The sequence below is a fragment of the Microbacterium sp. genome (genome assembly GCF_043427715.1).
In the GTDB taxonomy this organism is placed as follows: domain Bacteria; phylum Actinomycetota; class Actinomycetes; order Actinomycetales; family Microbacteriaceae; genus Microbacterium.
This window is the reverse complement of record NZ_JBHWTD010000045.1, coordinates 46,191-52,507: the sequence shown is the minus strand read 5'-3', so window position 1 is coordinate 52,507 and position 6,317 is coordinate 46,191. Positions and strand designations below refer to the sequence as shown.

General features: G+C 70.0%; 6 protein-coding genes. All 6 read left to right on the top strand.

The window, feature by feature from the left end; translation table 11 throughout:
* Positions 1–500: 30S ribosomal protein S4 (gene rpsD / locus ACHFGS_RS05020; RefSeq protein ID WP_394289240.1), on the top strand; the 500-nt coding region annotated here is incomplete at its 5' end.
* A 127-nt stretch (positions 501–627) separates the two neighbouring features.
* Entirely contained in the window at positions 628–918 is a 291-nt protein-coding gene (locus ACHFGS_RS05015) for an ATPase (protein ID WP_394279401.1), read from the top strand.
* 69 nt (positions 919–987) lie between these two features.
* Positions 988–3,654, top strand: coding sequence for an alanine--tRNA ligase (alaS, locus tag ACHFGS_RS05010; protein WP_394289239.1), 2,667 nt, complete (start codon positions 988–990; stop codon positions 3,652–3,654).
* Positions 3,651–4,124, top strand: a complete 474-nt coding sequence (gene ruvX / locus ACHFGS_RS05005) for a Holliday junction resolvase RuvX (RefSeq protein ID WP_394280295.1) — start codon at positions 3,651–3,653, stop codon at positions 4,122–4,124. Before alaS ends, ruvX begins: the two co-directional genes overlap by 4 nt.
* Positions 4,124–5,476 (top strand): endolytic transglycosylase MltG, encoded by a 1,353-nt coding sequence (gene mltG / locus ACHFGS_RS05000; RefSeq protein WP_394289238.1) that lies wholly within the window; start codon positions 4,124–4,126, stop codon positions 5,474–5,476. The genes ruvX and mltG overlap by 1 nt, the downstream gene beginning before the upstream one ends.
* A 3-nt stretch (positions 5,477–5,479) precedes the next feature.
* Positions 5,480–6,313, top strand: coding sequence for a shikimate dehydrogenase (locus ACHFGS_RS04995; protein WP_394280293.1), 834 nt, complete (start codon positions 5,480–5,482; stop codon positions 6,311–6,313).
* The last annotated feature ends 4 nt before the right edge of the window (positions 6,314–6,317 follow it).

The window sequence follows — 6,317 nt, the reverse complement described above, 5'->3', positions numbered from 1 at the left end:
GATCTACCGAGTCGGACTACGCCGTGCGTCTGCGCGAGAAGCAGCGTCTGCGTGCGCAGTACGCCCTGCGCGAGAAGCAGCTGCACCGCGCCTACCTGGACGCCCGCAAGGAGTCCGGCCTGACCGGCGAGAGCATGGTCGAGCTGCTGGAGATGCGTCTGGACGCTCTCGTGCTGCGCTCTGGCTTCGCCCGCACCATCCTTCAGGCCCGCCAGGCGGTCACCCACCGCCACGTGCTGGTCGACGGCAAGCTGGTGGACCGTCCCTCCTTCCGCGTGAAGCCGGGCCAGACCATCCACGTCAAGGAGAAGAGCGAGTCGCTCGAGCCCTTCCAGGTCGCAGCCGCCGGCGGTCACGCCGAGGTCCTGCCCCCGGTTCCCGGCTACCTGTCGGTCGAGCTCGACAAGCTCCAGGCCCGTCTCGAGCGTCGCCCCAAGCGCGCCGAGGTTCCGGTGACCTGTGAAGTCCAGCTCGTCGTGGAGTACTACGCCGCGCGCTGAGCGAGGCGTCGTTCCGTCGCGCAGCGACCGAAGGCACAGCTACGCCGCGCGCTGAGCGAGGCGTACAGCTACGAAGGGCGTCGGGGTCACCCGGCGCCCTTCGTGCTTTGCACCTAAAGTGGATGCCATGAAGAAAGCGCTCTGGTTCGTTCTCGGGATCGCCGGTGGTTTCGTCGCCGCGCACTTCGTGAACAAGGATCCCCGCGGCCAGGAGCTCCTCTCCGAAGTCGATCTGCGGATCTCGGAGTTCACCGATCGCATCGCCGAGGCGTACCGCGAGCAGGAAGCCCGCATCGAGGGCATCGTCGCCGGTGCCAAGGACGTCGCCGAGGACCTCGCCGACTCCGTCGCCGACGCGGCGCAAGATGCCGGCGCCGGCATCGTCGACGCCGTCCGCGCACCCAAGACCACGGACTGACACCCCCACCGATCTGCCGGGCCCCACGGGCTCGGCGGGTCTCGCACGCTTACGAGGATTGACACACCCATGAAGACCGCCGAGATCGCGAAGCGCTACCTGGACTTCTTCCAGAAGGAGGGGCACACGATCGTCCCCTCCGCCTCGCTCGTCAGCGACGACCCCGCTCTGCTGTTCACCGTCGCGGGCATGGTCCCCTTCATCCCGTACCTCTCCGGCGACGTCCCCGCGCCCTACCCGCGCGCGGCCGACAACCAGAAGTGCATCCGGACCAACGACATCGAAGAGGTCGGCAAGACCCCTCGTCACGGCACCTTCTTCCAGATGCTGGGCAACTGGTCGTTCGGCGACTACTTCAAGGAGGGTGCGATCACGTTCGCGTGGACCCTCCTGACCACCCCCGAGGAGGAGGGCGGCCTCGGCTTCGACCCGAAGGACCTCTGGGTCACGGTGTACGAAGAGGACGACGAGGCACGTGAGCTGTGGCTGCGGCTGTCCTCGCTTCCCGAAGAACGGATCCAGCGTCTCGGCAAGGACACCAACTACTGGACGACCGGGCTGCCCGGGCCTGCAGGCCCCTGCTCCGAGATCTTCTTCGATCGCGGACCCGCCTACGGCGTCGACGGCGGTCCCGCCACGGATGACGACCGCTACGTGGAGATCTGGAATCTCGTGTTCATGCAGTACGAGATCACCAACGTCCGATCGAAGTACGAGTTCGACATCGTCGGCGAGCTGCCGGCGAAGAACATCGACACCGGGATGGGCCTCGAGCGCGTCGCGTTCATCAAGCAGGGCGTCGACAACATGTACGAGACCGACCAGGTGCGCCCGGTGCTCGACAAGGCCGTCGAACTCTCCGGCAAGCGGTACGGCGAGAACCACGAGGACGACGTCCGCTTCCGGGTCGTCGCCGACCACATCAGGTCCTCGCTCATGCTGCTCTCCGACGGCGTGACCCCCGCCAACGACGGACGCGGCTACATCCTTCGGCGCCTGATGCGACGGGCGATCCGTTCGATGCGTCTTCTCGGCGTCGACGGGCCGAGCTTCGCGGAGCTGTTCGCCGTCTCCCGCGACGCGATGAAGGAGTCGTACCCGATCGTCGCGACCGATTACGACCGACTCTCGCAGTACGCGCTGGCCGAGGAGGCCACCTTCCTGCGCACCCTCGCGAGCGGATCCGAGATCCTCGACGAGTCGGTCGCTCAAGCGAAGGAGTCGGGCTCGGCCCGTCTCAGCGGGGCGCAGGCGTTCCTCCTGCACGACACCTACGGCTTCCCGATCGATCTGACCCTCGAGATCGCCGAGGAGGCCGGACTCGACGTCGATCGCTCCGCCTTCGACACGCTCATGGCCGAACAGCGCAACCGTGCCAAGGCCGACGCGCGCTCCCGCAAGGGCCAGCTGGCCGACACCAGCGTCTACCGCGATTTCCGCGCGCAGGGGGAGACGGTCTTCACCGGCTACACCGACCTCGAGACGGAATCGCGGGTCCTCGGCATCCTCGTCGGAGGAACGCCCACCGATCGCGCGACGACGGGCCAGATCGCCGAGGTCATCCTCGCCGAGACTGCTCTGTACGCCGAGAGCGGTGGCCAGGTGGCCGACAAGGGAGTCATCGTCGGCCCCGGGTACGAGCTCGAGGTGCTGGATGTCCAGAAGCCGGTTCCCGGCCTGGTGTCCCACACGGTCGAGGTGACCACCGGTGAGGTCGGTGTGGGTCAGCCCGCCACGACCGTCGTGGACGCGGCCAACCGCCGCGCCGCCGCGCAGGCTCACTCGGCCACCCACCTCGTGCACGCGGCGCTCCGCGACACGCTGGGCAAGGGCGCGACGCAGGCCGGCTCGCTGAACCGTGCCGGGTACCTCCGCTTCGACTTTTCGTGGGGGCAGTCGCTCTCGCCGGAGACCCGCAGCGAGATCGAAGAGATCGCCAACAACGCGGTCCGCGACGATCTGACGGTCACCACGCGCGTGCTCTCGCTCGACGAGGCGAAGGCAGCGGGCGCGATGGCGCTGTTCGGCGAGAAGTACGGCGAGACCGTGCGGATGGTCGACATCGGCGGCCCGTGGTCGCGTGAACTCTGCGCGGGCACCCATGTGTCCTCCAGTGCGCAGGTCGGTCTCATCAACCTGGTGGGTGAGAGCTCGGTCGGCGCGTCGAACCGCCGCGTCGAGGCGCTCGTCGGTCTCGATGCGTTCCGCGAGCTCGCCGCCGAGCGTGCGATCGTGTCGCAGCTGACGGCGAACCTGAAGGCACCCCGGGACCAGCTGCCCGCGCGCATCGCTGAGCTGCAGGCGAACCTCAAGGCCGCTGAGAAGAAGATCGCGCAGTTCGAGGCGAAGGCGCTCGGCGAGCGGATTCCCGCACTCGCCACTTCGGCGGAGCGCGTCGGTTCGCTCTCGGTGGTCGCCCAGTCGCTCGGCACCGCGGCATCGGCCGACGACGTCCGCTCGGTCGCCCTCCAGGTGCGCGAGCGCCTGGGATCGGAGGCCGCGGTCGTCGCCCTCGGCGCCGACGTCGGCGGTCGCCCCGTCGTGATCGTCGCGACGAACGAGGCCGCCCGTGCCGCCGGCGTCAAGGCCGGTGCGCTGGCGAAGTCCGCTGCGGCCGCGCTCGGTGGTGGCGGTGGCGGTCGTGACGACGTGGCGCAGGGCGGTGGCACGGATGCCGCGGCGCTCCCGGCCGCGCTGCGCTCGGTCGTCGACGGGCTCGCGGGCACGACGGCGTGATGACGTTCCGTCGGGGTACGCGCCTGGGCGTCGACGTGGGCAAAGCCCGCGTGGGGGTCGCCCGGTGCGACCCGGACGGGATGCTGGCGGTGCCGATCGAGACGGTGCCGCGGTCGGACGTCGCCGCGAAGCGCGTGGCGGAGCTCGCTGACGAGTACTCGGCGTTCGAGATCCTCGTCGGTCTTCCGATCAGCCTCGCCGGCGGGGAGACCGCCTCGACCGCTGACGCACGCGCGTTCGCGGCCGAGATCGCGGCCCTCGCTGACCTGCCGATCCGACTCGTCGACGAGCGCCTCAGCACCGTGACGGCACATGCCGCGCTCCGCCAGAGCGGGCGGTCGCAGAAGTCATCTCGTAGGATTGTCGACCAGGTCGCAGCGGTCGTCCTGCTGCAGCAGGCGATCGATGTCGAGAAGAGCACCGGTAACCCGGCCGGTCAGCTGCTCAGTCCCACCCAGGAGCCCGCCTGATGCCCGAGAACCCGTCGGCCCACGACCCCGGCGCGCCGGCGGAGCCCCCGCTCAGTCGACGCGCGGCGCGCGAGGCGCGCGGGGTCTCCAGTGATCCCGCTCCGGAGACCGTTCCCGCGGGGTCCGCACCCACCCGGCCGCAGCCCCCGCTGCGCCCGTCGGGCACCGAGCGCACCGCGCCGACCAGCGCTGCGCCCATCGATGCGCTCTTCGAGGCGCACACCGGCCGCGCACCGGCCACCGCGGCCCGCCACGACAAGGACCGGCGCAAGAGCCGCGTCGCCGCGTGGGCGATCTTCCTCATCGTCCTCGGACTCCTCGGCGGCGTCGTGGCCGGCGGCTTCTGGGTGTGGAACACCTACGAGAACCAGATCCGGGCCGTCATGGGCTGGGAAGAGCCGAAGGACTACGACGAGGGGCTCGCTGAGGGCGAGGCGACGGTGACGGTCGTCTCCGGTCAGACCGGCGCCGACATCTCCCGCACCCTCTTCGAAGCGGGCGTCACGAAGACCTCCGGCGCGTTCTACTCCTACCTCATCGAGTCCGCTGAGGACACGAACCTGCTCAAGCCGGGTGTCTACGTGCTGCAGCAGAAGATGACGTCCGAGGCGGCTTTCCAAGCGCTCCGCGATCCCGCCAACAAGCTCGAGAGCACCGCTCAGCTGCGCGAGGGGCTCACGGTCGATCAGTCCGTGACCCGCATCGCCGAAGGCGTGGGCCTTCCGCTGGAAGAGGTCGAGGCCGCTGTGGCGGATCCGAGCGCGTACGGCGTCGCGGCGGAGAGCCTGGAGGGCTGGCTGTTCCCCGCGACCTACACGTTCGATCCCGGCACGACGGCCGCCGAGGTGATCCAGACGATGGTCGACCAGACCATCTCGACTCTCGACGCGGCCGGCGTCCCGGAGGGCCGGCGTGAGGAGATCCTGACGATCGCGTCGATCATCCAGAAGGAAGCCCGCTACGAGGAGGACTTCTTCAAGGTCTCCCGGGTCATCGCGAACCGCCTCGATCCGGCGATCAGCGACACCAACGGCCTGCTCCAGATGGACTCGACCGCCCAGTACGGTTTCGCCGAGCGCGAGGGCGGGGCGAGCTCGACGGCGGAAGAGCTCACCGACGACAACGGGTGGAACACGTACGTCCGCACCGGTCTCCCGATCGGACCGATCTCGAACCCGGGCGCACTCGCGATCGCCGCGGCGATGGATCCGGCAGAGGGGCCGTGGCAGTACTTCGTGACGGTCAACCTCGAAACCGGCGAGACGGAGTTCACCGAGACGCTCGCCGAGCACGAGCAGGCCGTCCGGAAGTGGCGCGAGTGGTGCGCCGCCAACCCCGACGGCGGCTGCTGAGGGATGCCCGCACGCACCTTCGAGGTCTGGGGTGATCCGATCGACCACAGCCTCTCGCCGCGCCTGCACACCGCCGCGTATGCGGAGCTCGGACGGGACTGGTCCTACGGCAGGCGTCGCGTCGATGAGGGCGGTTTCGCCGCGGCGCTGGCGGGGGTGGATGCCACGTGCGGCGGGCTGTCGCTGACCATGCCGCTGAAGGGTCTCGCCTTCCGCGCCGCGACGGGAGTGGATGATCGTGCGGCGCGCACGCGCGCGGTGAACACCCTTGTCCGCGAGGACGACATCTGGCACGGGTTCAACACGGACGTGGGCGGGATCGTCGGCGCCCTGGGGGAGGCGGGGATCGGCTCGATCGGCCGAGGCCGGATCGTCGGCGCCGGCGCCACGGCCACGTCCGCCCTCGTCGCCCTGGTCGAGCTCGGTGCCCACGAGGTGGAGATCACCGCCCGCCGTGCGGATGCTGTGGCGCCGCTGATCGCGCTCGGTGAGGATCTCGGCATCCGTGTCACGGGAGCGGAGCTGGCGGTGCGCCGGCCTGATCCCCGCGAGCTCACGATCGCCACGCTCCCGGGTGGAGCCGCGGTGGCCTCGGGGGTCGCCGACGCGCTGGCGGATGCCGGCGGCGCGCTGCTCGACGTCGTGTACGGCCACTGGCCGACGGCGCTGTCGGCGGCGTGGGCGAGGCGGGGGCTGCCGGTGCGGGACGGATCCGCCATGCTCGTGCACCAGGCGCTCCTGCAGGTGCGTGCGTTCGGTGCCGGACGTGTCGATGAGCCCCTGGCGGACGAGCCGCGTCTTCTGGCCGTCATGCACGGTGCGCTCGTGGGAGACTAGAGCA